The following is a 25927-nucleotide window of genomic DNA, read 5'->3' as shown; positions in this document are numbered from 1 at the left end:
AAATTTTAATTCTTTAATACATAATCTTTACTATTCATTCCATCGATAATATTAGCTTCTGTTAATATATTCCAAACCGTATTGTTCCAAATTACTAATTCCCTTAGATTTGCAATATGCGATTCAAAATAAGCTCAGATTACAAGCCTACGGGTGACCAGCCTCAAGCCATTAAGCAATTGGTAGCGGGAATTAATAGCAACGAAAAACATCAAACCCTTCTGGGGGTTACTGGATCGGGGAAAACCTTTACCGTTGCCAATGTAGTTGAGGAAGTACAGCGCCCTACTCTTGTTTTAGCACATAATAAAACTTTGGCTGCTCAGCTATATTCTGAATTCAAACAGTTTTTTCCTGACAATGCTGTTGAGTATTTTGTTTCTTATTATGACTATTACCAGCCTGAAGCCTATATTCCCGTTACCGGAACCTATATAGAAAAGGACCTATCCATAAACGAGGAAATTGAAAAACTGCGCTTAAGCACAACCTCTTCCCTGCTTTCAGGAAGACGTGATGTATTGGTTGTCGCCTCGGTATCATGTTTATATGGTATTGGTAACCCAATAGAATTTCAAAAGAATGTGATTTCACTGGAACGCGATCAGATCATTTCCAGAACAAAATTGCTTCACCGTTTGGTTCAAAGCCTTTACGCTAGAACCGAAGCCGAATTTAACCACGGTAACTTCAGAATAAAGGGAGATACTGTGGATATATTCCCGAGCTATGCTGATTATGCTTTCAGAATCCATTTCTTTGGAGATGAAATTGAAGATATTGAGGCATTCAATGCCCAAACCAACGAAGTCATAGAAAAATACGACCGTCTGAATATTTATCCGGCCAATATGTTCGTGACCTCACCGGATGTACTTCAAAATGCCATTAAAGACATACAGGACGATTTGGTAAAACAGTACGACTATTTCAAGGAAATAGGTAAGCATCTGGAGGCTAAGCGTCTTAAGGAACGTACTGAATTTGATCTTGAAATGATTCGCGAGCTTGGATATTGTTCAGGAATTGAAAACTACTCGAGGTATCTTGACGGTCGCGCTTCTGGAACACGTCCGTTCTGCCTTTTGGATTACTTCCCTGAAGATTACCTTATGGTGGTTGATGAAAGCCACGTAACCGTGTCTCAGGTTCACGCCATGTATGGTGGTGATAGAAGTCGAAAGGAAAACCTTGTTGAATATGGATTCCGTCTACCTGCTGCCATGGACAATAGACCACTTAAGTTTGAGGAATTTGAAGCTCTACAAAATCAAGTTATTTATGTAAGTGCTACTCCAGCAGACTATGAGCTTCAAAAAAGTGATGGGGTTTATGTTGAACAAGTTATTAGACCAACTGGGTTATTGGATCCCGAAATTGAAGTCCGCCCAAGTTTGAATCAGATTGATGACTTGCTTGAAGAGATCCAAACCAGAATTGAAAAAGATGAACGTGTATTGGTTACAACACTTACCAAACGTATGGCTGAAGAGTTGACCAAATATATGGCAAGAATACAAATCCGTTGTCGTTATATACACAGCGATGTAGATACTTTGGAGCGGGTAGAAATCATGCAAGATCTAAGAAAGGGATTATTTGATGTATTGGTTGGTGTTAATCTACTAAGAGAAGGGCTAGATCTTCCAGAAGTATCCTTGGTTGCTATTTTAGATGCCGATAAGGAAGGATTCCTTCGTTCAGCACGATCGCTTACCCAGACCGTTGGACGTGCTGCAAGAAACCTAAACGGTAAAGCTATCATGTACGCCGATAAAATTACCAAAAGCATGCAACAAACTATTGATGAAACAACCTACCGACGTACAAAACAGATTAACTACAATCTAGCCAATAACTTAACACCAAAGGCCTTAAACAAAAGTTTGGATAGTGCATTGGCTAAAAACTCACTAAGTACAGGATACTACGAGTTGGAAAAACAAAAGGCTGCAGAGCCAGAAAGTGAATACCTTAGCAAACCACAGGTAGAAAAGAAAATTAGGGAAACCAGAAAGCAAATGGAAGAAGCAGCTAAAGCCCTAGATTTCATAGCTGCAGCAAAATTAAGAGACACTATGAAGGCCTATCAAGAACAACTGCAAAACCTCAAATCTTAGCTAGTTATATTGAACTTTAAAAATATCGATAAGTACATCAGCAGGAACTACTCGATTTGGAAAACTTTCCATTAAGTAAAGCACTCGATTAATCGATTCACGACTTAACCCCATTTTAAGACCGTAATCGTACAATTTAAAGAGTTCATTTTCAGAAGGGTTATGATCTATATTCATCAACAATAATAGCCTATGAAACTGTACAATGCGTTCACTATGTGACTTTAAATGGATACAGTTAATGGGATTTTTAACCAAATAATCAAAATCCTCCCTACTGACATCTAACTGTCCGGCTATGGCCAACAGGAAATTGTACTCGATATTTTTGAGGCAATTATCTGTTTTGGCAAAAGCTATCATCTCCGATAATAAGCTCAACTTTTCCACTCTGTTAGCCATAACAATATTATTAATAATTATACATTTATAAATTTACATATAAGAAAGTTTTGATAATCGTTGATAAGTCGCTAGTTATCGAAAATAAATCGGGTATTGGTCGGTTATTATTATGTTTTCATCTAAATATAAATACTTTAAAGCCTCATTAGTATTACATTCTACCTTTATTACCACTAACAATATTGGTCTTTCCAAGAGGTTTTTCCTAAATCATCCTACAAACAGCTTTAAAAATTTCACAAAATTCTATTTCCTATTTTTATAGCTCATATAAAGCCATTACCTTGCAAGCCGCTTATAATCATATAATTCAACCAACTTTTATGTTTACCGACTTAGTACAGGTCAAAAAAAGACCCAAATTTTCTGCCTCACAAATAAAAGCTCTCAACGCCAGATACAGGCCATTGACGATTGAACAGCGTGTTGAAACTTTATATACGGACTTTAACCTTTCCGAAGTTATGCTAACAAGCTCATTTGCTGCCACGTCTGCATTCTTACTAAAGCTTTTTTCTGATGTAAACAACCAACAAAAAGTTTACTTTATTGATACTGGTTATCATTTTGAAGAAACTCTAGCCTATAAGGAGATGCTTATAGAGCTTTATAATCTTGATGTAAAATCAATTAGTGCACTACAAGAAGAGCACGAATTTACTCTAAAAGATAAAACCTGGAGCAAAAACCCTGATTTTTGTTGCTCAATAAACAAGGTCAAGCCTCTGGATATTATAAAACAATATTATAGTGTTTGGGTTTCCGGGCTTATGGAGTGGCAAAGCGATCATCGCTCAACATTGGATATTTTTGAAATGCGTGGTGACATTCTAAAATTCTATCCTTTATTGGATGTTACCAAAGATGAAAGAGATGAATACATTAAAGAACATGCTTTACCATTTCACCCTCTTGTACCAAAAGGCTACAATTCCATTGGCTGTAAGCACTGTACAGTACCTGGAGAAGACAGAAGCGGGCGCTGGAACAATAACCCAAAAACCGAATGTGGGCTCCACCTTTAAAAATACAAAACCCCTAATAGTGGACATTAGGGGTTTCTAAAGACTAATTCAGGTTTTTGGTATCCAGGCCTGAGTAACTGGAAAATCTTTTAATCCATTAGGTTGTAATCCTACTCATTAACGCTGTTCTCTTTTAACGTTATTCCTTAAAAAGAATACAGTTCGCACTTCGTTTGTCAAAAAACGAGTTTAACAATCTACTGTTTCCTAAAGAATGTGGAGGTTACCTAAAATGAAAAGAGTAGTGATCGACACTACTCTTTTTTTATTAGCTTGTTATTCTGTTATGCAAGTACTTGCTGTACCTTATCTGCAGCTTCTTGGAATTCTACTGCTGAGTGTACTGCTAATCCTGAGTTATCGATTAACTCTTTAGCAATCTCTGCGTTTGTTCCTTGAAGGCGAACAATAATTGGCACATTAATAGCATCGCCCATGTTCTTGTATGCGTCTACCACACCTTGTGCCACACGGTCACAACGTACAATACCACCAAATATATTGATAAGAATAGCTTTTACATTTGGATCCTTAAGGATAATTCTGAAAGCAGCCTCAACACGAGCAGCATCTGCAGTTCCTCCAACGTCAAGGAAGTTTGCAGGCTCACCTCCTGCTTGCTTAATCAAATCCATAGTAGCCATTGCCAATCCAGCACCATTTACCATACATCCTACGTTACCATCAAGGTCTACATAGTTAAGACCTACTTCCTTAGCTTCAACCTCGATTGGGTTTTCTTCTCTAAGGTCTCTTAAGTTTACATAGTCTTTATGGCGGTAAAGTGCATTGTCATCAATAGTTACTTTAGCATCAACAGCCATGATTTTGTCATCACTTGTTTTCAATACTGGGTTGATTTCAAACAAAGACGAATCAGATTCTACGTATGCAGTATATAAAGCTGTAACGAATTTTGTCATTTCCTTGAATGCAGCACCAGACAACCCTAAGTTAAAGGCTACGCGACGCGCTTGGAAAGGCATAATCCCAACAGCAGGATCTATCTCTTCAGTGAATATCAAATGAGGAGTTTCTTCTGCTACAGTTTCAATATCCATACCACCTTCTGTAGAATACATGATCATGTTTCTACCAGTAGCACGGTTCAATAAAACAGACATATAGAATTCTTCCGGCTCGCTATCTCCAGGATAGTAAACATCTTCGGCAACAAGCACTTGGTGAACTTTTTTACCTTCAGCAGATGTTTGTGGAGTGATAAGGTTCATCCCTATGATTTGTCCTGCAATTTCTTCTACTTCCTGTAGGTTTTTAGCAAGCTTTACACCTCCACCTTTACCACGGCCACCAGCGTGAATCTGAGCCTTGATAACGTGCCATCCGGTTCCGGTTTCTTCAGTTAACTGTTTTGCAGCTGCTACTGCCTCTTGAGCATTTTGGGCTACGATACCGCGTTGTACGCGTACTCCAAAACTGCTTAATATTTCTTTTCCTTGATATTCGTGTAAATTCATTTTCCTAATCAAAAAATTTATAGATGCACAAAAGTAAACAACCTAATGGTTTTAACCAATTAATTTTGTTAAGATTCATTTTCTTTCACCAACTCATACACCTATTGCTTTATTGCCCTAACTTCATAAAGTATATATGAAAAAACTTCGCTAATTTTGCAGCCTATTAATTTTACCTTAATAAAACAATGGATAATAATACCTTATTGCAGATAGCAAATGATTTTGGAAGCCCTGTGTATGTTTATGATGCAGAGAAGATTGTAAGTCAGTATAAACGCTTAACCTCGGCTTTCAGTAAGGTAAAGAACATCCGTGTGAACTATGCTGTAAAAGCACTGTCCAACATATCAGTCCTTAAACTTCTTAAAACTTTGGGGTCTTGCTTAGACACAGTATCTATCCAAGAGGTACAAATTGGTCTTAAAGCTGGATTTAATCCTGAGCAGATTATCTATACGCCAAACGGTGTATCTCTTGAAGAAATAGAAATGGCGGCTAAACTTGGAGTTCAGATCAATATTGATAACTTGTCTATTCTAGAACAATTTGGAACCAAATACCCAAATACTCCAGTTTGTATTCGTATTAACCCTCATGTAATGGCGGGAGGAAATACAAACATTTCTGTTGGACACATAGACAGTAAGTTTGGGATTTCCATTCACCAAATTCCACACATCTTACGTATTGTTGAAAATACCAAGATGAACATTAACGGAATTCACATGCATACTGGTAGTGATATTTTGGATATTGATGTATTTCTTTATGCCAGTGAAATCCTTTTCGATACTGCTAAGCAATTTAAAGATCTTGAATTTGTAGATTTCGGTTCTGGCTTTAAAGTACCTTATAAAGAAGGTGACATAGAAACCAATATTGAAGAATTTGGCGAAAAACTAAGTGCGCGTTTTAATGAATTCTGTAAAAACTACGGAAAGGATTTAACCCTTGCTTTCGAGCCTGGTAAATTTTTGGTAAGTGAAGCTGGAATGTTTCTAACCAAAGTAAATGTTGTTAAACAAACTACATCTACTGTTTTTGCACAAATAGATTCTGGTTTCAACCACTTGATTCGTCCTATGCTTTACGGGGCGAAACATGAAATTGTAAATATCTCAAACCCTGACGGACGTGAACGTTTCTACTCTGTAGTAGGTTACATTTGTGAAACGGATACTTTCGCCAACAATAAACGCATTAAGGAAATTACCGAAGGTGATATTTTGGCGTTTAAAAATGCAGGAGCATATTGCTACTCTATGTCTTCTAACTATAACTCACGTTACAGACCTGCTGAAGTGCTTTGGTATAACAACGAAGCCCATCTGATAAGAAAAAGAGAAACATTCGACGACCTAACAAGGAACCAAGTTGAAATGGAATTTTAAAATAGTAAGCGCCACAATGTTGGCGCTTTTTTTATACCTTTAGAATAAACATCACTGATTATGAAAGCACTAAGTTGGGATGCATTCACTAAACGTATACACATTAAAGCACCTTTAAGGATTATTTACGACTGTTGGTCTACAGAAAAAGGAATTACCTCATGGTTTTTAGAGTCGGCAGATTTTATCAGGCACGGTGAACATCTGGCACCCGAAGAGCCCATACAAAAGGGGGACGATTATACTTGGAGATGGCATAATTGGGATGGAGAGGAAAAAGGTCAAATACTCGAAGCCAATGGCAAAAATCTCATAAAATTCACTTTTGCAGGAAAATGCATAGTAACAGTAAAAATGGAACAAAAGGATTCAAGTGTATTGGTTTCCTTAGAACAGGCCAATATTCCAAAAGACGAAAAAAGTAAATTAGAAATTTTCTATGGCTGCAGCAACGGCTGGACCTTTTGGTTGGCCAATCTCAAAGCAAAGTTAGAGTACAACATTATGCTAAATGAAACCGATGTAGACTTGCGCAATGTAGGGCTTGCTGGTTATGAGTATGTAAACATGTAATTTCCCCCATTACTACTAACCTCTCCTACTTCTACAAACAAACCAAATGATGAGTCTACTCTTCCTTCAAAAACAATCCATAAAGGTTGTTTTACTTTTAAGTTTAATGCTTTCATTTTCCTGTAAACAAAAGCAATCGACCAAAACACCTGAACAATCTACGATTTCAACCTATTTGGACTACTCTAATAGTCCTGATCAGTTTACAGGAGGTATAAATATGATTCCCATAGAAACGCCTAGAGGAACTTTTAAGGTTTATACAAAACGTATTGGCAACAACCCCAAAATGAGAGTACTATTGCTTCACGGCGGTCCTGGTTGCACTCACGAACAGTTCGGCTGTTTTGATGGCTATTTACCAAAAGAAGGAATTGAATACATTTACTATGACCAATTAGACTCGTACTATAGTGATAAACCTAATGATTCTACCTTATGGACTACTGATCGCTTTGTAGAAGAAGTAGAGCAAGTTAGGAAAGCGCTAGGTTTGAATGAGGATAATTTCTATCTGTACGGACAGTCGTGGGGTGGAATCCTAGCTATGGAATACGCTCTAAAATACCAGCAACATCTAAAGGGCCTTATTATCTCAAATATGATGGCGAGCATTCCAAAATATGAGCAATATGCAGCCGATGTATTAGGCCCACAACTACCTAAGAACATCTTGGAAGAAATTAAATCTTTGGAAGCAAACAATGATTTTGGCAATCCCAGATACGAAGAGTTGGTTACCTCTTACTATTATCCTGAACATGTATTGAGAATGCCCTTAGATCAATGGCCCAAATCCATAAACTTAATGATGGAGCATCTCAACCCAAACATATATGTTTATATGCAAGGATACAGTGAGTTTGGAGTTACAGGTAATGCCTCTTTAAAAGGATGGGATGTTTCCAACAGATTAAACTCCATAACTGTTCCAACTTTAATGATTGGGGCTAAATATGACACCATGGATCCCAAATACATGGAATGGATGGCCAGTGAAGTACATAACGGACGCTTTTTATATTGCCCAAATGGGAGTCACTTATCCCAGTATGATGATCAGAAAACCTATTTCAGTGGACTTATTAAATTCATCAAGGATGTAAATAATGGAAATTTCACCCCAAAAAGCTAATCTCCCTACCCATGAATACTATTTCCAATCGAACTAAAAGAATTCAATCAATAGACTTATTGCGCGGATTGGTTATGGTTATAATGGCCCTGGACCATGTTAGAGACTATACACATCATGGATTTCTTTTCAGCAATCCCACCGATTTGAACACCACAACACCTGCGTTATTTTTTACTCGCTGGATTACCCATTTCTGTGCTCCTGTGTTTGTATTTCTAGCTGGAACATCAGCCTTTCTTTACGGACAAAAACAGGAAAACACTAAAACACTTTCAAAATTCTTGTTTACTAGGGGGCTATGGCTCGTATTTATCGAATTGACTGTGGTAAACTTCGCCTGGACATTTGACATTCGTTTAGGTGTTCACATACTTCAGGTAATTTGGGCTATTGGACTTTCTATGATAGTTTTATCGGTATGCGTTTTCCTTTCCAAAAAAGCACTACTTGTAATAGGTTTGGCAATAGTCTTTCTTCATAATACTTTGGACAACATCACTTTTTCTGGATCAAGTCCTTTCAATATATTATGGTATATATTACATCAAAGTAATTTTGTACCATTCAGCAACGGAAACATGGTTGCTTTCGCTTACCCCATACTACCTTGGATTGGCGTAATGATTTTGGGGTATTGCTTCGGAAGTCTTTACAAACCAGAATTTTATGCTTCGAAGCGGAAGCAATGGCTATACATACTTGGTAGTAGTAGTATTGTTTTGTTTATAATTTTGCGGGCATTGAATATTTATGGGGATATGGGTACTTGGAGTGTTCAAAAAAATGGACTTTTCACCTTCATGTCTTTCCTAAATACAACAAAATACCCTCCATCTTTACTTTACTTATTGATGACAGTTGGTCCCTCCCTCTTTTTTTTAGCGATTACAGAATCAGCAAAGGGTTGGTTAAGCAAAGCCCTTGTTATCATTGGAAGAGTACCATTTTTCTATTATATAATACATCTCTACATTGTACACCTCATTGGCTTTATAGCATTAAATGTTTTAGGACTTAATTGGAAAGAGTATATACTAACCCCTACGCGATTTACATCTAGCACTTTAGCTTCGTACGGCTTCGACCTTTGGGTAACATATGTTGTTTGGATTATGGTAGTTGTTATGTTATACCCCTTGTGTCAATGGTATCAGCAGTACAAAGCAACAAACCCTAAAAAGTGGTGGCTAAGCTACTTATAAAACTCCCAAACAATTAAAAAACAGCAATTTAAACAAACAACAAGAGTTATTTTTTCTTACTTTTGACCTTGCTACTTTTCTTCCAAAACCTACCTATGTTATCCCTAAGGTCCCCTATAGCGTTTCAATACTGATTATTAACCATCTAAATACACTTTAATATGAAAACGCTCAATTATTTGTTTTTTACTCTGGCCCTTTTCATGTTCTCCGGAACTGTGAATGCTCAGGATGAAGAAATGAAACCAAAGAAGTACGACAATCCTGAATGGTATTATGTTGTTTACATTGACTATGAAACCGGTAAATTCCAAAAGGCCATGGATATTGTAGAGAACTATTATATGAAAGCTACTAAAAGCGCTAATCTCCCTGGCCCTTATATGGTTATGGAAATGAACTCAGGGGAATACGATTTAATGGTAGTCTGGAAACTTAAAGACGGGCTTGATAGCATGAATTGGGAAATTAGCCCTGATGATATTAAGTGGCGCCAAGCTTTCACAAAGCTGGTAGGAGACAAAGAAAAGGCGGATAAAATCCACGAAGAATACCAATCTTATGTCCGTTCATCTATGGGACAATTGGCTAGAAAAAAATGGTAACTATATATAAGACAAAGGGGCTTAAAGCCCCTTTGTTATTTTACACTTCCTAAAAACTGGCTTATTCCCGAGTAAATTGGATTTCCAGACATCCTTCTAAACGATGCGATCTGACCACAATGCCATATTGCATCAGCTATGGGACCATTGATTGCATTCCAAAACGGAAAACTTGCGCTACTATCACCCCCTACCAATTCAATGGTAATCAAGGAAAGATCTTCACTTTCTTTCAAAATTCCTGAAGCCTCTTTTAAATTCCTCAAAGTTTGAGCACGCAGCGTTTCGTAATCCAATTCAGACTCCTCTATGTTTGTGATTGTTGGCGTTCCTGTTGCAGCATTAACAATCACTTTAGATAGCCTATAAATATGTTCAAGGGTTTCTCCTACCGAACGTGCTTCAGGACTTGGCCGCAAGGCTAAATCCTCTTCCGTAAGCGAATCTGTTGCCCAGTAAAACCGAAAGCCCAAACCGTCGACCATTCGGGAAGCTACCGTTCCTGCCGTAAAGTTCTTAGGAGCTTCAGGAATCTCCTTATAAGGCAATTCATTTGAAGGATTCTGGGCCATAGTAAATATTGAAAATAAAAGGGTAAAACAAATTAAAAATCTGCGCATAACACTTGTTAATTATCTAATTAAGACCATATCTATCAAAGAGATATACCAAAGCAGCCATAGTCGCTGCTCCCAACTCCAATTCTCTTTTGTTGACAGCTTCAAAAGTATCTTTTGTGGTATGATGGTAATCAAAATAACGTTGACTGTCTGGTCTCAAGCCTGCGACTACATTTGTATTTGTTTTTAGTGGACCAACATCTGCACCACTTCCTTCTTTAACGAAATAATGAATCAAATACGGTTCAAACAGTGACCTCCACTCTAATACCGCATTAAAATTAGCATCACTACAATCAAAAGAAAAACCTCGAGGAGTAAATCCTCCGGCATCACTTTCTAGAGAAAAAATATGGGTTTCACCTTTTCTTTTTGCTTCTTCAGCATATTTTTTTGCACCTCGTAAACCATTTTCCTCATTCATAAACATAACAACTCGAATGCTGCGTTTAGGCTTAATGCCTGTTTCCTTGAACAACCTTAACACCTCCATTGACTGTACAATTCCCGCACCATCATCATGAGCCCCATCTCCAAGATCCCAAGAATCCAAATGTCCCCCTACAACGATATATTCATCAGGAAATTCACTCCCTTTAATTTCGCCAATGACATTATACGATTGTACATCTGTCATTTGCTTACAATTTTGTTTAAAATAAAATTGAACCCCCTCGTCAAGCTTCAGCATACTACTCAACAATTCAGCACCATGAACACTTATGGCTGCAGAAGGTATACGTTGTGATTCTGGCAAATCTTCATAGGTCATATATCCCGTATGGGGACTATCGTCATCACTCAAAGTCATAGACCTTACTATTACGGCTATGGCACCGTAATTTGCCGCTTCGAGGGCACCTTTGTAACGTTGATCAACACATCCTCCATAAGCTTCAAACGTATTGATTAAATCGGCTTGCATTGGTCGATTATAAAACACAATCTTCCCTGAAACTTTTTCATTACCCAAATCTTGGAGTTCTTCAAAAGATTTCACTTCTATAATTGGAGCCTTTATACCAAGGGCAGATGTAGCAACAGAACCTCCCAACGCACAAATATTAACAGTTGTAGTTTGTCCTTTAGAAGATTCTACATAAGCATATTCCTTAGCCCCTCGTACCCAGCGAGGTACCATAACGGGTTGCAACCAAACTTTATCCAACCTTAATTGCTCAAGCTCTTCCTTCCCCCAGGCTACAGCACGTTCTGCACCCAAAGACCCCGATAAACGGCCACCAATTTGATTGGACAAATAATCCAACCATTCATAACTTTTACCATTGGTGAGTGCTTTATTATAAATTGTTTTGATTACCTGTTCATTGGTTTGCGAAAAATTGTTTAAATGGATTAACAGCACCACAAACAGCGTAAAAAAATACTTCATACCTGGCAATTTCATTTTGGTGATTTAAGGGTTAAAGATAAAATTTCCCTTAAGGACAGTCGTAAAAAATTCATAAAAATTGAATGTAAAACCTATTACTCCTCCTCCAATTGTCGTTTATACAATTCTAAATTAGCTCTAGTTACCTCATCAAGCTTTGGCTCCTTGATATCCTCATACTTCTTTAAGTTATCATAAAGTATTCTTGCTACTATATACCTTGCTGTAGCTTTATCGTCAGATGGTATTACATACCAAGGAGCATAATCTGTAGACGTTCGGTTGATGGCATCTTCATAACACATCCTATACTGACTCCAAAGTTTACGTTCCTTTAAATCGCTGGCAGAAAACTTCCAGTGCTTGTTTTCCTTTCTTAAACGCCTTAACAACCTGTTACGCTGTTCCCCTTTCGATAAATGAAGATAAAACTTAAACACAATAGCTCCGTTATTAGTTATATGTCTTTCAAAATCGTTAATCGATTTAAAGCGTTGATCCCAAAAGGCTTCTGTTACATCTTCAACTTTATTAATATTGGGAAGATTTTCATTCAATAAATATTCGGGATGAACCCTTGTAATAAGCACATTCTCATAATGTGTTCTATTAAAAACCCCAAATTTCCCTCTTGCTGGTAACCTAAAATAATGGCGCCATAAAAAGTCATGTTTAAGCTCCAAACTTGAAGGTGTTTTAAAACTATGCACTACAATACCTCGACTATTAAAATCCTTGAATACTTCGCGAATCAAACTGTCCTTTCCGGCCGTATCCATCCCTTGTAAACAAACCAAAACAGAATATTTACCATGAGCATACATAGTATCCTGAAGTTTTCCCAAAGACTCTCTCACCTTTTCCAATTCTTTTTCCAGTTTCTTTTCTGATGCATTAAGATCCAATTTAGTTGGAATTTTTGAAAGATTCATTTTTGAAGTAGCCTTGAACTGTTTTACGTTAACGGATTTCATGAGATAAAGTGTAAAGATTTTCTATTTTCAAGATACCACATTCGGTAGAAGTTGCCAAGAAAAGAATCCCTACAGAAATTTTTTCTTACTTTTACCCTACCTACTTATGAATTTTAAAAACTCAAATCAATGAAAAATTACTACTTATTTTCCCTAATATTGACATGTTATGTCCATACATCAGGACGGGCACAATGTTCCGAAGCAGACTCCGATATGGTTTACGCTTATTCGCATGTTAAATCAGCCTACGAAGCCAACAACCTAACCCATTTAAAATATTACGCTAACCGATCCAAGGAATCTTTCGAAAGGGTTAAGGCTATTTTAGACAAATGTGGAAACTGTCAAAAAGCTAACAACCTTACTTATGATAACATTGAATATTTATCTAAAGTTGAAGAGGTTGAAAAATACGAAACAGGGCGCTACTACACTCAAAAAGCAAAAGAGCTATCAGTAACAATCATGGATGAACTCGCCTTGTGTTCTCAAATTGAAGAAGAGAGTCCCGGAGCAGAGCTGGCCAGTTTGGCAGAGGAACAGGAGCGCTTAAAAGATCAACAAGAAGCTTTAAAGCGTCAAGAAGAGGAATTAAAACAAAAGCTTGCTGAACAAAAGGAAAAAGAACTCCTGATAAAGAAGGAAGAACTCATAAAATCGTATCAGTTGGTTATCAATGACAATGTTGAGAATTACAACAAAGCATTGAAAATTTGTGGTTGTAATGAGAATCCAATTTCTGCATCTAACATTCAAAAGGCCGATTCCTCAGAAAGTCTTACAACTATTAAAAACTATTACATTGACTACTTAAAAACCCTTACCTCTAGCTATCTTGACAAACTTAGTAGTTGTGCAATTAATTAGTATTCACATAACAAAAAAGCCGGAACTTTTCAGTTCCGGCTTTTTTTTGTGTTTTCTATTTTGAAGCGAAGAGTTTAACATCGTTAACACTTACCTTTTTTTCTCCGAGGATAATTAAACGCTCTACCACGTTTCTTAACTCTCTAATATTTCCAGTCCAATCATATTCCTGAAGCAGCCTTATTGCCTTAGAATCAAAACCTTTAACAGCTGTACCTTGTTCTGATGCAATTTTATTTGCAAAATATTCCACAAGTAACGGAATATCATCGCGTCGATCGTTCAGTGCTGGTACCTCGATTAAAATAACAGCCAATCTATGGTACAAATCCTCACGAAATTTACCTCCTTCAATTTCCTTCTTTAAATCCTTATTGGTTGCAGCAACAACCCTCACGTTAACTTTAATATCCTTATCACTACCAACACGTTGAATTTTATTTTCTTGTAAAGCACGTAACACTTTTGCTTGTGCAGAGAGACTCATATCTCCTATTTCATCCAGGAAAATCGTTCCCCCATTGGCAGCTTCAAACTTTCCAGCTCTATCTTTATTGGCACTTGTAAAAGCTCCTTTCACGTGACCAAACAATTCGCTCTCTATCAACTCACTTGGAATTGCAGCACAATTCACTTCTATCATAGGCCCTTTAGACCGTTCACTCTTTTGGTGCAACCAATGAGCTACCAATTCTTTTCCTGTTCCATTGGGTCCAGTAATTAAAACACGTGCATCGGTTGGAGCAACTTTCTCTATAATTCCTTTGATATGTGTAATAGCCTCACTGTTGCCAATCATTTCGTAGTTCTTCCCAACTTTCTTTTTTAGAATCTTATTTTCAACTACTAGCTCCTTTCTATCTAGAGCGTTACGAACTGTATTCAATAGCCTGTTTAAATCTGGCGGTTTAGATATGTAATCAAAGGCTCCCAGTCTCATAGTGTTTACTGCGGTATCCAGATCACCATGACCTGAAATCATCACTATAGGGGTTTCAGGTTTAATCTTTCTAGCTGCTTCTAAAACCTCTACCCCATCCATTTTAGGCATTTTTATGTCGCATAGCACTAAATCGAAATCGTTATCTTTTATTTTTTCAATTCCGACTAGACCATCTTCTGCTTCTGCTACTTCGTAGTTTTCACTTTCTTCAGAAAGAATCTTTACCAAGACACGACGAATCGAAGCCTCATCTTCTATAACTAAAATTTTAGGCATTTTAAATCTCTATTTTTGAATGATGTGAACATCACGTTGAGGAAATGGTATACTAACATTATGCTCCCTGAAAAGCTCATCAATTTTAAAACGGATATCGCTCTTAGGGACGGCTGCTGTGAAACTGTCGTTAATTGTAAAGATCAGCCTAAATACCAAAGCACTATCACCAAAATCCATAAATCGTACAGCTGGAGGAGGGGTATCCAAAACCTCTGGATGTGAGCTTGCCGCCTCCAATAATAGGCGCTTAACTAATTGTACATCGCTACCATAGGCTACACCAACATCTACACTCTCTCGTGTTGCTGTGCCATTCTGCGTCCAATTGTACAAGCTATTGGTTAGGTAAAGGTGATTAGGAATAATCATCACTTTGTTATCGATGGTAACCGCTCTTGTAGTACGTAGTTTTATTTCCTCTACACGCCCTACTCTACCATCAATTTCTATAATATCTCCCACATGAACTGATTGATCAACCAAAATGAATACCCCGGAAATAATATCCTGAAACAAGGTTTGCAAAGCGAGACCAACACCTATCAATAGCGCAGCAGATGCAGCAAAAACCGCAGTTACATTCACCCCCATGGAGTGAAGGGTTATCAGAAAAATAATAAGATAAATAAGCCATCGCCCATAAGAAAACAGCATTCCAAATTTCACTTTATCGTCATGGGGTAGTTTACTGGTAATAACCCGCTTAAGGAATCTCATTAAAAAGCTCGCAGCCAACAATACTACAAAGAGCATTAAAATTCCATATACCGGAATACTAATTTGGTCCGTAAATTGGATAGTATACCACAAAACCTCTTTAATTTCCTTCATTAAAACTAATATTTAATCCATTTAATAAGTTCACGATAACTCGGTTTCTTTCCATACATTAAAATCCCTACTCGGTAAATCTTTGCGGCAAACCAAACCGTTCCCATAAACGTTACCAGAAGCAACATTAGTGATAGAATTTGTTGCCATAAAGGCACCCCAAACGGAATACGCATCAACATGACTACCGGCGAGGTGAACGGAATAAAAGAAAACACAGTAGAAACCGTTCCATGGGGATCCTCGATAACTGTAAATATACCAATATAAACGGCAAGTATTAAAGGCATTAAAATTGGCAGGATAAACTGTTGGGTATCTGTTTCATTATCAACAGCGGCTCCAATTGCGGCGTATAGGGAACTATACAAAAGATAGCCTCCAATAAAAAACATAACAAATGCAATTACAAGATTAGCTATGGGTAAATGGTAAAAAGCTGTAATTATTTGCTGTATTTCCATGTTTACATTTTGACTTTGAATGGCTTGTTCAACCACGACTTGTTGCTGGGTTTGCATTTCCATAAAGTTAACCCCAAAAATAGTAGAAACAATCATTAACAGCACCCCTCCAAGTATGACCCAAATAACAAATTGAGTAATCCCTGCCAAAGATGTTCCTATAATTTTGCCCAACATCAACTGAATAGGTTTAACTGAAGAAATGATAACCTCTATAATTCTACTGGTTTTCTCCTCAATAACACTACGCATAATCATATTACCATAAATGATAATAAACATGAACAATAAATAACCAGCCGCACCACCAAACGTTAGCTTAATAACACTATCAATTTTTGAGGTTTTCTCTCCAGAAAAACTTTCCTGATCAATTGTTACTTGAATTCGAGAGGCGTTGATAAGCCGAAGATCAACACCTGAATTGCTCAATTTTTGATCTGCAATCTGTTTTTCCAATTTCTTCTCCAAATCGGTCATCAAACTTAAGGAAGGACTATCTTCAGAATAAAATGTAATTCCTTTAGACAAGCTATCCAAACTTTGAACTGGTGCCACATGCAACAAACCATAGGCATTGGTTTCCGCTACTATCTTCTTAGCTTCAGTCAAGGACATATGCCCCAATAAAGTATAAGTGATGTTATCTGTGTTTTGAAATACCTCCTGCAGCATTCCAGATTCATCCAATACAGAGATACTACGCTTTTTATTATTGTTGATTTGGGATAAATAAGCGACTACTGCAACAAGTACTATCATTATAACTGGACTGAGAATAGTCATAACAATAAACGACTTATTTCTAACCTTAGTAAGGTATTCCCGTTTTATAACTAGTGGTAAATGGTTCATGGTTTATGACTCTTTACTGCTTGAATAAAAATATTATTGATACTTGGAATCAACTCAACAAAATGGGAAACCTCACCTTTAGTGGTCAAATATGATAATAGCTCGTTAGGTGACTCTCCGTTGTTTAGTTTGATATTAAGCTTAAGTTGTTCATCAATAGTTTTAAACTCCGCAGGTGTTACAGAAAATTTACTCTTAAGCTCTCTCTCTAGAAAGGCATTGTCCTTACTGGTAATACCTACTTCGTATGTGTTTGTTTTGTACTGGCGCTTTATATCCATTAACTTACCCTTAAGGATAAGGTTTGATTTATTAATAAGAGCTATATCATCACAAAGCTCTTCAACAGATTCCATACGATGGGTAGAAAAAATGACAGTAGCTCCTTCTTCACGCAAACGCAGAATCTCATCTTTTATTAAGTTAGCATTAATTGGATCAAATCCAGAAAAAGGCTCATCGAAAATCAATAGTTTAGGTTTATGGAGCACGGTAACTATAAACTGAACCTTTTGAGCCATACCTTTGGAAAGCTCTTGGATTTTCTTGTCCCACCAATCGCCAATCTCCAAGCGCTCAAACCAAACTTTTAACCTTACTTTTGCTTCTGCTTTACTAAGCCCCTTTAACTGTGCTAGATATAAAGCCTGCTCACCAACCTTCATAGATTTATACAATCCCCTCTCTTCAGGTAAATATCCAATATCTTTAATATGCTCTAATTGCAAAGGTTCTCCGTCAAGGAGCACTTGACCTGAATCAGGCATTGTTATTTGGTTAATAATTCTAAGAAGTGTTGTTTTACCAGCACCATTAGGCCCCAACAACCCAAAGATACTCCCTTTAGGCACTGAAATGGAAACGCCGTTAAGAGCAGTAGCTTCTCCAAACTTTTTAGAAACAGATTGAGCTTCTAATATGTTGTTCATATCCGTAATTATTTGCTAGGGGATAAAGATATTAAATGTTGTAGAGCAAAGTTTACTTCGATGATTTAAATTTTGAGAAGCCTCATAAAACACAAAACCCATCCTTAAGTAATCAACTTGAAATAAGGATGGGAAAAAATTGCTATGAAAAAGAAAAATTACCACTAAAATGGATTAGTGATTAATCAAATATAAGGTTTTTTCTTAAATATTTATTAATTTTTCTGCATTTAAGTTAAAATAAATAAAAAAAATCCACTTTTATCAAAGTGGATTTTTTATAACTATATTACTTACAATATGTTATGAAAACATATCTTTTACTTTTTCAAAAAAAGATTTTTCGGACCCTTCTGGTTTTGGATTGAAATTATCATCATCTTTCATGCTTTCAAAGAATTCTCTTTGTTGCTTATTTAGCTCTTGAGGTGTCCACACATTAACATGAACTAAAAGATCACCTCTACCATAACCATTTATACTCGGTATCCCTTTGCCTCTAAGTCGTAATATTTTACCAGATTGTACTCCTTGATCTATCTTAATACGCACTTTACCTGTAACCGTATCTATTTCCTTGGAAGTTCCCAATACTGCATCTGGATAACTTACGTAAAGATCATAATGAAGGTTATCACCCTCACGTTGTAAGGTTGCATGTTCCAACTCTTCAATAGCTACCAATAAATCTCCTGCGATACCATTACCAGGAGCTTCATTACCTTTACCAGATACTTTAAGCTGCATACCATCAACAACACCTGCAGGTATTTTAATAGAAACAGTTTCTTCTTTAACCTTCATACCTTGCGCATCGGCATCGGCTGGTTTTTTATCAATTATCTGACCTGCACCTCCACAAGCATTACATGTTGTTGCCGTTTGCATACGGCCCAATATAGTATTTGTAATGCGGGTTACTTGACCACTTCCGTTACAAGTAGTACAAGTTTTGTAAGTTGTACCATCTGCCTGAACCTTACGCTTTACCTTAATTTTTTTCTCAACTCCATTGGCAATTTCTTCCAAGGTTAATTTTACGCGAATACGTAGGTTACTACCTTTAACGCGACGTTGGCCTCCGCCATTGAATCCTCCTCCAAAACCAGAGAATCCTCCACCACCAAAGGCACTTCCAAAAATATCTCCGAACTGGCTAAATATGTCATCCATATTCATACCGCCACCGCCAAATCCTCCTGCACCATCGAAGGCCTGATGACCAAATTGATCATAACGCGACTTCTTCTCAGGATTACTCAAAACCTCATACGCTTCGGCCGCCTCCTTAAACTTAGCCTCGGCTTCATGATCGTTAGGGTTTTTATCCGGATGATACTTAATAGCCATCTTCCGGTAAGCTTTTTTTATTTCTGCCGCACTGGCCCCCTTATCTACTCCTAATATTTCGTAATAATCTCTCTTCATATTGATTTATAAGCTGTCGTGCGTAGTTCTTTTAAATAAACGCATTAAACATAGATTCTTTATTGCCCAATAACCACTTTAGGGAAACGGATAACCTTATCACCCAATTTATACCCCTTTTCTATAACGTCGATAATTTTACCTTTAAGGTCTTCACTAGGCGCTGGTATTTGAGTAACAGCTTCATGATCGTCGGCATTAAACACATCTCCTTGAACCACTTCTACAGGACTCAGCCCTTTTTGCTCAAGAGTGCTTTTTAGTTTACTACTAATAAGCTCAACCCCTTTTAGTAAGTCTTTTTCTTGTGTTTTTGCTATCTCTACATAAGCTCTGTCAAAATCATCAAGAACAGGAAGCAAGGCCTTAATCACATCCTCTCCTGCCGTTTTAAAAAGTTCAATACGCTCTTTAGCTGTACGTCTTTTATAATTTTCAAACTCAGCAAATAGACGTAAAAATTTATCTTTCTCCTGTTTTAACTCCTCTTGAAGTTTTTCCTCTATGCTCTGTACTTCTTGTTCCTCTACCTCAACAGTTTGCTCTTGTGTCGTCTCGGTCTGGTCATCCACTAAATGCTCTTTATTATCTTTTTTACTCATTTGTAAAGTGATTTAAATCAATCTTGCAATTTTGGTAGGCAAAAGTACTGCCATTATCAAATAAATGTCAAAATGTCACCAATATTTTTTTTTATTTCTTGGCAGTGAGTCTCCCAAATACGTATTTTTGTGGTTTAACCATTAAAAATTTAACTTATGAAAAGAACATTGTTAAATATGTTTGTTGTTATGGCCTTGGCTTTTGGAACCTCATCATGTAAAGAAAAGGCTAAGGAAGCTGACACTACAGAAGCCCAGCCAGCTGCTGTAGCCGAAAGCTTGACAAACAATTACACTGCCGACGCCGACAACTCCATTATTGAATGGAAAGGCTCTAAACCAACCGGAACCCATAACGGAACAATTAACATTGAAACAGGAACACTACAAGTAAAAGATGGCGAAATTCTTAGTGGAACTTTCCTAATCGACATGAACTCAATTACCGTTCTAGATTTAGAAGGTGAGTACAAAAACAATCTTGAGTCACATTTGAAAGGAACCGTGGAAGGCAAAGAAGACCATTTTTTCAATGTTGCAAAATTCCCGACAGGTACTTTTGAAATTACTGAAACAAAACCAATGGACGGAGGACTGTTGTTGCTTTCCGGAAACCTATCTTTAAAGGACTCTAAGCACAATATTTCCTTTCCAGTTACTGTAACTACAGAAGGAGATTATATTACTATCAAGAGTGAGGAATTTGCAATTGACCGCACCAAGTGGGGCGTTAACTATGGCTCTAAAACCATCTTTGAAGATTTAGGAGATAAATTCGTTAATGACGATATTGTTTTGGCTGTCAATATTAAAGCAAAAAAACAAGCTTAATTAGCAAGATTCATAAGCCCCAACTATACTAACTATAAAAAGCTACCAATGGTAGCTTTTTTTTATTCGCCATACTCGGCTTTCAAAGCCATATTTAAACTGTGATACTTAAAGATGTAACCAGCCGCTTCTATTTTTTTAGAACTAACACGTTGGCTTGAATATAATAATTCATGCATTTCGCCCAAAACTAATTTCATGATAGTCTTTGGTATGTCAGGCAAAAAAAGAGGCCGCTTCATAACAGTTGCAAGAGTTTTTGTAAAGTCCCTGTTAGTTACAGGGTTAGGGGCTATAGCATTATATACACCTTGTAATCTCTCTTCAGCAAGAAATAAAATAATACCCGCCAAGTCGTCAATATGAATCCAAGATTGCCATTGTGTTCCCTTACCAAATGTAGCTCCCATACCCAGTTTAATTGGCGCTGCCATTTCCGGAAGCGCCCCTCCATGTGCAGAAAGCACCATACCAATCCGCATCTTGGTAATACTGATATTCAATTTGGAAAATCCATCAACAGCTCTTTCCCAGCGGTAAACCAACTTTCCCAGGAAAGAATTATCTACCTCTTTACAATCTTCTTCATAATAAGCTGTTAGGGAATCGGGATAGATATTCACACCACTTGCAGTCACAACCTGACGAACTTGATGATTGACAGTTTTCAAACTATTAATCAACAGCTCAGTACTCTTTATTCGACTATCCTCTATTTCCTTTTTATACCTAGGGGTCCAACGTTTTGAAACAGTAGCACCAGCTAAATGTACAATAACATCTACTCCATCAAAACATGATTTATCAATACTCCCAGCATCAACACTCCACAAAAAACCACGGTATTGTATATCATCCTTAACCTTACTAGATCGAGTAGTTAAGTAATTTACATGAATCCCCTGGGACAAACAATGCCTTACCACTGCTTGCCCTACAAGACCTGTTGCCCCTGTAATTAGAACTTTCATAGAGGTTTTTACTTAAAGTTAGGTATTGTAAACGGAAACAAAGGATTGATTAAGCAACGTTTAACAAAAAAGTAACGCCTCATTAAGATTTTAACTTTTGGTCGCCCTTAGCATTTCTCTTTTTCCTGGGGGGCCTGGCAATCGCTCAACGGTAAAGCCTACAGATTGCATAGCTCTTCTTACACTTCCTTTCGCCGAATATGTCACCAATACACCGCTATTTTTAAGTGCTTTGTACATTATTTCAAAAATATCCTCAGTCCATAATTCCGGCTGCACTCGAGCTCCAAAAGCATCAAAATAAACTAGGTCATATTTGGTTTCATCGGTAATCTCTTCAAACTTGAGCTCTCTCTTATGCAATGAAAATATCGAAGTTATTTCTGCTGTTTCTTCCCATTGTGTTTCATGAAGCTTTACAAAAAGATTCTGAACTTCATCAACATTAAGCTCCTTCGGGTAATCCATCGCCAAGGCCTGTTCCAGACTTACAGGAAACGCTTCCACTCCTGTATAATTCACAGCAAAACCATCACGAATACTCTCAAGCAGAGTAATAAAAGCATTAAGCCCTGTGCCAAAACCAATTTCAAGTATATTCAAATCTTGCTTTGGTTTATTAGTCTCTAGAAAATAACGTAACCCGTATTCTACAAACACATGATAAGCTTCTTGGATCGCACCATGTTTGGAATGATAGTGTTCATTCCATTCCGGAATATATATGGTTTTGGAACCATCTGCTGTTGTAATAATCTTTCTCTCCAAAGGTTTAGTTAGGGTATCAGTAATTTTTTAATCCTTGGAATTGGACCAGTACATTCGGTTTGGTGGCAAGAAATACAAACATTAACAGCATTGTTAAAGCGCTCCTTAGGCTCTAGATTAGATTCGGTATTGTAGATTTCCCTTTCGGCCTGAATAAATAATTCAGAAAAACTCTCAAAGGTTGCATTGCGTTTCTTAAAGTCGGACAACTCAGCTGAATGAATTCTCAAAAAACCCAAAGGGAACTCCGCTGGAAGCTCCCCCTTTATTATTTGCTCTTTTACTTCAAGATTATGCGCGTACATGGCATTCATTAAATTAGCCATTTCTGAAGGTTCGTACATATCAAAAACCAAAGGAGCATCACTCTTCTTGACAGTCTCTTTTAGCTGTTCTTTACACCCAAAAAATGAAAAAGAAATTAGAGCAACTAATAAGTGTTTCATATTTATTGATTAATCAAAACACCATCAGCTATAAAAGAATAACTGCGCTCTGGCGCTGTAATGGCTTCTATCTGCTCTTCACTTTTACCCGCATCAGATGCATAATGTTTGAGTTCGTCAACACTCACCTCATCTAAAAACGCTTTTCCATCGATAACTACTTCCTGCCCAGCAATATTCATTGGTACAAAAAAGGCATAATCCTTAAACTTTACCATAACCTTTTCACCATCTCCCATGTCAAGTTTCATCCAACACCCCTTAGCTTGACATACGGCATCAACTTTCCCAATTAATTTAACAGGCAGACTGTCTCCAACAGACATAGATGAATATTTTTCTGCAAACTCGGTTATTTGAACTGCGTTTTCATCTGTGATTTTTTCACCAAAAAAAACATATTCAGAATTCTGTGAAGTGGTAATTTCCACATTGGTTTCCGTTTCGGCTTGTGCAGCTTTTGGTTCTTTTTTACAGGCCTGCATAAAGGACAAGGCCACTAGAAGACCTACAATCTTTTTCATAGCTAAAATAGGGATTGATTAATTAAAAGTTTTCCGGTAAAGATACCATTTTTTTTAAAAATGTTTCTGTTTCAAAACAAGCATTAAATAGCTACTTTCGCAACACAAAACAACTCAATAAAAATGAACAACATAACTACCGATATCGATATTGTAAAGGTTACTGAAAGCAGACTCCCCGAAGTGGATTTTGACAATTTAGCTTTTGGCCGCACCTTTACCGATCATATGCTTGAGTGCGACTTTAAAGACGGTGCTTGGCAGACTCCTAAAATTTCTCCATACCACCCTTTAACCATCGACCCTTCGGCTCGGGTGTTCCACTACGGCCAAGCCATTTTTGAAGGTATGAAAGCCTATAAAGACGAAAACGATAAAGTGTGGTTGTTCCGTCCAATGGAAAACCTTAAACGATTGAACAAATCTGCTGCTCGCTTGGCTATGCCTGAGTTACCTGCACATTATTTTATAGATGGATTAAAAACCTTAATCGATATGGACAGAAATTGGGTACAGAAGGGTGATGGAAACTCTTTGTACATCCGTCCGTTTATGATTGCCACTGAGCCTGCTATTTCTGCAGCACCATCGCATGAATACAAATTCATGATTATTTGTTCACCTGCAAAAGCCTATTATTCTGGTGATGTTCGCGTAATGTTTTCAGAAAAATTCAGTCGCTCTGCCGATGGTGGTGTTGGGTTTGCTAAAGCTGCCGGAAACTATGCTGCACAGTTCTACCCTACTTCATTAGCACAGGACAAAGGATTCCAACAAATTGTTTGGACAGACGCCAACACCCACGAATATCTGGAAGAAGCTGGTACCATGAACATATTCTTTAGAATAAACGATACTTTGATAACGGCTCCTACAAACGATAGAATCCTAGATGGTATTACCAGAAGGAGTGTGATACAAATCGCTGAGGACAATAACATTAAAGTTGAGGTACGCCGTGTACCGGTAGAAGAAATAAAAATAGCTGCCCGCAATGGTGAACTAAAGGAAATTTTTGGTACGGGAACCGCAGCTATCATCAGTCCGATTATAGCTTTCTCCCATCAAGGTGAAACTTTTGAATTTGGAAAACCAGAGCAACCTTACTCTGCGTTCTTCAAACAACAGTTAATGAACATACAGTACAACAAGTCTGAAGATATTCACAGCTGGAGGGAAGAAGTTTAGATTATTGACATAATAAAGATATTGAAAAGCAATCCTAATAGGGTTGCTTTTTTGTTATTATCTCACTATAGTCAAAAATCCTATCCTACACCTAAACACAACACTCTTTCTCTTTATAAATTCCTTTACACACGACACAAAACACACCTAAAACACTAATAACTAGATAATTAGTATATTTAAACAAACAAAACAAGGTGAAAATGGACGAAAAAACGGAAAAAAAACTATCGATAATGAATTCTGTTTTAGTTAAAATGGAAGACATAAAAAACACGCAGCAAAGCTTAATAGAAAAAATAGGTGTTTTAGAGGTAGAGCTCTTTAGCATTCAATCTAAGGAACTGGATAAAGAACTTGATAAAGTAATGCAAAGGGCATCTGATTCTTTTGATATCATAAAAGACGCTTTAGAAACCTTTGAGATAAAAAGAAATAAAATTGAAAACGAAGCTTAGTAACTGGCTTTATATAAAACAGTTAATCATCCTCTTAAAATAAAGAGATTCGAAATTGAATATAAGTGAATATTTACTTTCAATAAAAATTAAATACCAACCCTCACAAAACAAAAAACGCCCCTTGAGTGGGCGTTTTTTTTAACAGAAAAGCTTAATTTTTACCTTCCAATATTGTAGCAATATTAGGCTTGAAATAATTAGGGCCCTTAAGCACTTTACCATCTTCGCGATAAATAGGCTCACCGTCATCACCCAACTTACTCATATTACTGCGTTGAATTTCCTCAAATACTTCTTCTATTTTGTATTGCAGCCCGTGTTCAATAATGGTACCACAAAGAATATAGAGCATATCACCCAAGGCATCTGCTACTTCAACCAAATCGTTATTGTTAGCCGCTTCTAAATACTCTTTGTTTTCTTCGTGCATCAATTTATAGCGCAACATATTCTTATCGGTTCCCAAATCGGCTTTTGGCGTTTCGCGGTGTCCAATTTTAAATGCGGAATGGAATGCCTTTACAGCTTCTATTTTATCTTGCATAGTCTTTTACTTGTAATTTATATCTGATTATTTCAGTAACTTCGCGCTAAAAATAGCTCATGTTTA

Annotated in this window: 27 protein-coding genes; 11 read left to right on the top strand and 16 right to left on the bottom strand. The window is 37.1% G+C overall.

The window, feature by feature from the left end; genetic code table 11:
- The first annotated feature begins 116 nt into the window (after positions 1-116).
- Complete coding sequence (gene uvrB / locus PWU04_RS11845) at positions 117-2120, top strand: excinuclease ABC subunit UvrB (RefSeq protein WP_274476323.1); 2004 nt, start codon at positions 117-119, stop codon at positions 2118-2120.
- Here the strand turns inward: uvrB and PWU04_RS11840 are convergent, their stop codons facing one another.
- Positions 2121-2522, bottom strand: coding sequence for a TerB family tellurite resistance protein (locus PWU04_RS11840; protein WP_274476322.1), 402 nt, complete (start codon positions 2520-2522; stop codon positions 2121-2123). It abuts the gene before it with no gap.
- Between the two features lie 326 nt (positions 2523-2848).
- On the opposite strand from PWU04_RS11840, the gene PWU04_RS11835 reads away from it, so the two are divergent.
- Positions 2849-3550 (top strand): phosphoadenylyl-sulfate reductase, encoded by a 702-nt coding sequence (locus PWU04_RS11835; protein ID WP_274476320.1) that lies wholly within the window; start codon positions 2849-2851, stop codon positions 3548-3550.
- Between the two features lie 284 nt (positions 3551-3834).
- Here the strand turns inward: PWU04_RS11835 and sucC are convergent, their stop codons facing one another.
- Complete coding sequence (sucC, locus tag PWU04_RS11830; RefSeq protein WP_274476319.1) at positions 3835-5028, bottom strand: ADP-forming succinate--CoA ligase subunit beta; 1194 nt, start codon at positions 5026-5028, stop codon at positions 3835-3837.
- A gap of 188 nt (positions 5029-5216) precedes the next feature.
- Between sucC and lysA the strand changes: the two genes are divergently transcribed.
- The 5 genes from lysA (at position 5217) to PWU04_RS11805 (ending at position 9940) form a co-directional block, all read left to right on the top strand.
- Positions 5217-6422: a diaminopimelate decarboxylase gene (gene lysA / locus PWU04_RS11825; RefSeq protein WP_274476318.1), complete on the top strand. Its 1206-nt coding sequence runs from the start codon at positions 5217-5219 to the stop codon at positions 6420-6422.
- A 60-nt stretch (positions 6423-6482) separates the two neighbouring features.
- On the top strand, positions 6483-6995 hold the full coding sequence (locus tag PWU04_RS11820) for an SRPBCC family protein (RefSeq protein WP_274476317.1): 513 nt from the start codon (positions 6483-6485) through the stop codon (positions 6993-6995).
- A gap of 46 nt (positions 6996-7041) precedes the next feature.
- Positions 7042-8130, top strand: coding sequence for a proline iminopeptidase-family hydrolase (locus tag PWU04_RS11815; RefSeq protein WP_274476316.1), 1089 nt, complete (start codon positions 7042-7044; stop codon positions 8128-8130).
- An 11-nt stretch (positions 8131-8141) separates the two neighbouring features.
- Entirely contained in the window at positions 8142-9335 is a 1194-nt protein-coding gene (locus PWU04_RS11810) for a DUF1624 domain-containing protein (protein WP_274476314.1), read from the top strand.
- Positions 9336-9496: 161 nt separating this feature from the next.
- A complete protein-coding gene (locus PWU04_RS11805; RefSeq protein ID WP_274476313.1) occupies positions 9497-9940 on the top strand; it encodes a hypothetical protein in 444 nt (147 codons plus the stop codon).
- 35 nt (positions 9941-9975) lie between these two features.
- On the opposite strand, the gene PWU04_RS11800 is transcribed toward PWU04_RS11805, so the two are convergent.
- The 3 genes from PWU04_RS11800 to PWU04_RS11790 form a co-directional block, all read right to left on the bottom strand.
- The gene (locus PWU04_RS11800) at positions 9976-10512 is read right to left on the bottom strand and encodes a DinB family protein (protein ID WP_274476312.1); all 537 of its coding nucleotides are present in this window, start codon (positions 10510-10512) and stop codon (positions 9976-9978) included.
- Between the two features lie 64 nt (positions 10513-10576).
- The gene (locus tag PWU04_RS11795) at positions 10577-11953 is read right to left on the bottom strand and encodes a M20/M25/M40 family metallo-hydrolase (RefSeq protein WP_274476311.1); all 1377 of its coding nucleotides are present in this window, start codon (positions 11951-11953) and stop codon (positions 10577-10579) included.
- Between the two features lie 95 nt (positions 11954-12048).
- The gene (locus tag PWU04_RS11790; RefSeq protein WP_274476310.1) at positions 12049-12927 is read right to left on the bottom strand and encodes a PPK2 family polyphosphate kinase; all 879 of its coding nucleotides are present in this window, start codon (positions 12925-12927) and stop codon (positions 12049-12051) included.
- A gap of 129 nt (positions 12928-13056) precedes the next feature.
- Here PWU04_RS11790 and PWU04_RS11785 point away from each other — a divergent pair, with 129 nt between their 5' ends.
- The gene (locus PWU04_RS11785; RefSeq protein WP_274476309.1) at positions 13057-13797 is read left to right on the top strand and encodes a hypothetical protein; all 741 of its coding nucleotides are present in this window, start codon (positions 13057-13059) and stop codon (positions 13795-13797) included.
- A 55-nt stretch (positions 13798-13852) separates the two neighbouring features.
- On the opposite strand, the gene PWU04_RS11780 is transcribed toward PWU04_RS11785, so the two are convergent.
- The 6 genes from PWU04_RS11780 to PWU04_RS11755 form a co-directional block, all read right to left on the bottom strand.
- Positions 13853-15016, bottom strand: coding sequence for a sigma-54-dependent transcriptional regulator (locus PWU04_RS11780; RefSeq protein ID WP_274476308.1), 1164 nt, complete (start codon positions 15014-15016; stop codon positions 13853-13855).
- Between the two features lie 9 nt (positions 15017-15025).
- Positions 15026-15850, bottom strand: coding sequence for a mechanosensitive ion channel family protein (locus PWU04_RS11775; protein ID WP_274476307.1), 825 nt, complete (start codon positions 15848-15850; stop codon positions 15026-15028).
- A 5-nt stretch (positions 15851-15855) separates the two neighbouring features.
- A complete protein-coding gene (locus PWU04_RS11770; protein WP_274476306.1) occupies positions 15856-17169 on the bottom strand; it encodes an ABC transporter permease in 1314 nt (437 codons plus the stop codon).
- Positions 17166-18098: an ABC transporter ATP-binding protein gene (locus PWU04_RS11765; RefSeq protein ID WP_274476305.1), complete on the bottom strand. Its 933-nt coding sequence runs from the start codon at positions 18096-18098 to the stop codon at positions 17166-17168. The genes PWU04_RS11770 and PWU04_RS11765 overlap by 4 nt, the downstream gene beginning before the upstream one ends.
- A gap of 303 nt (positions 18099-18401) precedes the next feature.
- Complete coding sequence (gene dnaJ / locus PWU04_RS11760) at positions 18402-19526, bottom strand: molecular chaperone DnaJ (protein ID WP_274476304.1); 1125 nt, start codon at positions 19524-19526, stop codon at positions 18402-18404.
- Positions 19527-19585: 59 nt separating this feature from the next.
- Positions 19586-20128: a nucleotide exchange factor GrpE gene (locus PWU04_RS11755; protein ID WP_274476303.1), complete on the bottom strand. Its 543-nt coding sequence runs from the start codon at positions 20126-20128 to the stop codon at positions 19586-19588.
- 156 nt (positions 20129-20284) lie between these two features.
- Between PWU04_RS11755 and PWU04_RS11750 the strand changes: the two genes are divergently transcribed.
- Positions 20285-20959, top strand: coding sequence for a YceI family protein (locus PWU04_RS11750; RefSeq protein WP_274476302.1), 675 nt, complete (start codon positions 20285-20287; stop codon positions 20957-20959).
- Positions 20960-21021: 62 nt separating this feature from the next.
- Here the strand turns inward: PWU04_RS11750 and PWU04_RS11745 are convergent, their stop codons facing one another.
- From PWU04_RS11745 to PWU04_RS11730, 4 genes are all read right to left on the bottom strand, one after another.
- Positions 21022-21930 (bottom strand): TIGR01777 family oxidoreductase, encoded by a 909-nt coding sequence (locus PWU04_RS11745; protein ID WP_274476301.1) that lies wholly within the window; start codon positions 21928-21930, stop codon positions 21022-21024.
- Between the two features lie 90 nt (positions 21931-22020).
- Positions 22021-22698 (bottom strand): tRNA (5-methylaminomethyl-2-thiouridine)(34)-methyltransferase MnmD, encoded by a 678-nt coding sequence (gene mnmD / locus PWU04_RS11740; protein ID WP_274476300.1) that lies wholly within the window; start codon positions 22696-22698, stop codon positions 22021-22023.
- Between the two features lie 8 nt (positions 22699-22706).
- Positions 22707-23144: a hypothetical protein gene (locus tag PWU04_RS11735; RefSeq protein WP_274476299.1), complete on the bottom strand. Its 438-nt coding sequence runs from the start codon at positions 23142-23144 to the stop codon at positions 22707-22709.
- Between the two features lie 2 nt (positions 23145-23146).
- Positions 23147-23668: a DUF4920 domain-containing protein gene (locus PWU04_RS11730; RefSeq protein ID WP_274476298.1), complete on the bottom strand. Its 522-nt coding sequence runs from the start codon at positions 23666-23668 to the stop codon at positions 23147-23149.
- Between the two features lie 123 nt (positions 23669-23791).
- Between PWU04_RS11730 and PWU04_RS11725 the strand changes: the two genes are divergently transcribed.
- Both PWU04_RS11725 and PWU04_RS11720 read left to right on the top strand, forming a co-directional pair.
- The gene (locus PWU04_RS11725; protein WP_274476297.1) at positions 23792-24856 is read left to right on the top strand and encodes a branched-chain amino acid aminotransferase; all 1065 of its coding nucleotides are present in this window, start codon (positions 23792-23794) and stop codon (positions 24854-24856) included.
- A 236-nt stretch (positions 24857-25092) separates the two neighbouring features.
- Positions 25093-25314 (top strand): hypothetical protein, encoded by a 222-nt coding sequence (locus PWU04_RS11720; protein WP_274476296.1) that lies wholly within the window; start codon positions 25093-25095, stop codon positions 25312-25314.
- A gap of 154 nt (positions 25315-25468) precedes the next feature.
- Here the strand turns inward: PWU04_RS11720 and PWU04_RS11715 are convergent, their stop codons facing one another.
- On the bottom strand, positions 25469-25861 hold the full coding sequence (locus PWU04_RS11715) for a nucleoside triphosphate pyrophosphohydrolase family protein (RefSeq protein ID WP_274476295.1): 393 nt from the start codon (positions 25859-25861) through the stop codon (positions 25469-25471).
- Between the last annotated feature and the right edge of the window lie 66 nt (positions 25862-25927).

It is taken from the genome of Mangrovimonas aestuarii, assembly GCF_028767185.1.
Classification (GTDB): domain Bacteria; phylum Bacteroidota; class Bacteroidia; order Flavobacteriales; family Flavobacteriaceae; genus Mangrovimonas_B; species Mangrovimonas_B aestuarii.
The sequence above is the reverse complement of the archived record's forward strand: the minus strand, read 5'-3'. Positions and strand labels throughout refer to the sequence as shown.